This is a genomic window from Bariatricus sp. SGI.161 (assembly GCF_050313695.1).
In the GTDB taxonomy this organism is placed as follows: Bacteria; Bacillota; Clostridia; order Lachnospirales; family Lachnospiraceae; genus JAFBIX01.
Map to the genome: position 1 here is coordinate 1 of NZ_JBNPLX010000075.1, position 1,398 is coordinate 1,398.

The 1,398-nt window shown below is 37.6% G+C and carries 1 protein-coding gene; it reads left to right on the plus strand.

Annotated features, from left to right (window positions below):
- The first annotated feature begins 95 nt into the window (after positions 1-95).
- Entirely contained in the window at positions 96-1,223 is a 1,128-nt protein-coding gene (locus tag ACQRBH_RS17210) for an IS91 family transposase (protein ID WP_427762678.1), read from the plus strand.
- Positions 1,224-1,398: the final 175 nt, after the last annotated feature.

Below are 1,398 nucleotides of genomic sequence, written 5' to 3' on the forward strand. Positions count from 1 at the left end.
TAAAAAAGTGTGCTGAGCACACTCTCAGCTCCCCTGCCCCTCATTCTTGAGGGGTGGGGGTTTTTCTTTGTGTTTCTTTATTGTAAAATAATTACATGAGTAATATATTACAAACGATTTTTATTGATTATTATGAGCATATCCTTTACGAACTTCATCCCAGACAAACTGAAGTCGAAAACATCTCCAAGATGATCCATTGTGGCGATCCATCCTTTGGTGGTGCCTTTTTTGTGTGTCCAGATTGTGGTGAAATGAAATTTACTCCTTTTCGTTGTAAATCCCGTTTCTGTCCTACTTGTGGTAACATGTACAATCTGAAACGTTCCTTCTCCATGTCATGCAAACTTATTTCTTGTGTTCATCGGCATTGTGTTTTCACCATCCCTGAGGAACTTCGTATTTATTTTCTCAAAGACCGCTCGCTTTTAAATTGTCTCTTTCATTCTGTCAGAGATGTCGTTCTCCGTATGTTTTCCAAAATGAATAAAACCGAAAACTTTACTCCTGGACTTATTTGTGTTTTACACACCTTTGGCAGAGATTTAAAATGGAATCCACACATTCACGCTCTTATTTCTGAAGGCGGTGCAGGTAATTTTACTGTTTGGAGACCTGTAAAACATTTTGACTACACCTTCCTACGAAATGCTTTTCGCAAAGTCCTTCTTGAACGTCTTACGAATAAAATCGGTAAGCCGTTCCGAAAAGTTAAAAATGAAATGTACACCAAACACGCAGACGGATTTTACGTCCGTGCAAAGCCTAATCTCTGTACACCGGATATCACAATCAAATACATTAGTCGTTATCTTGGACGCCCTACTATTGCAACTTCTCGCATTGATAAATACGATGGTGAGTTTGTGACATTTCATTATACCCGTCATGAAGATAATAAGTCCGTTACCGAATGTATTCCTGCCTTGGATTTCATCAAAAGGTTAATTGTACATATTCCTGAAAAGCATTTTAAAATGTTACGCTACTATGGCATCTATGCCAAGCACCACAAACAGGAAAAGAAACTGCATAAATGTATCTCTACTGAAAAGAAACGATATCTTCGTACGCTTCTTAATTGGAGACATTCCATTCTTCTTTCTTTTGGATATGATCCTCTTAAATGTCCAAAGTGTGGCACTTCTATGTTGGTGTTGGAAGTTTACCACAAAAAAACTGCACTATTTGAACGATACCGAAAGGTCATGGGATATGGATAAGTCCATAAGTACATGTGCAGTCTCAATCGTCAAACAGTGCAGTCACACCAAAAAACAAAAAACTTCATAATCAAAGTCATCGCGAAATCGCCAACTTTCGCTCTTTTGTTATGCCCTTTTTTATTTCCCATACATTATACACTATTTTTCACGATTTGAGAAATTTCCTATAAAG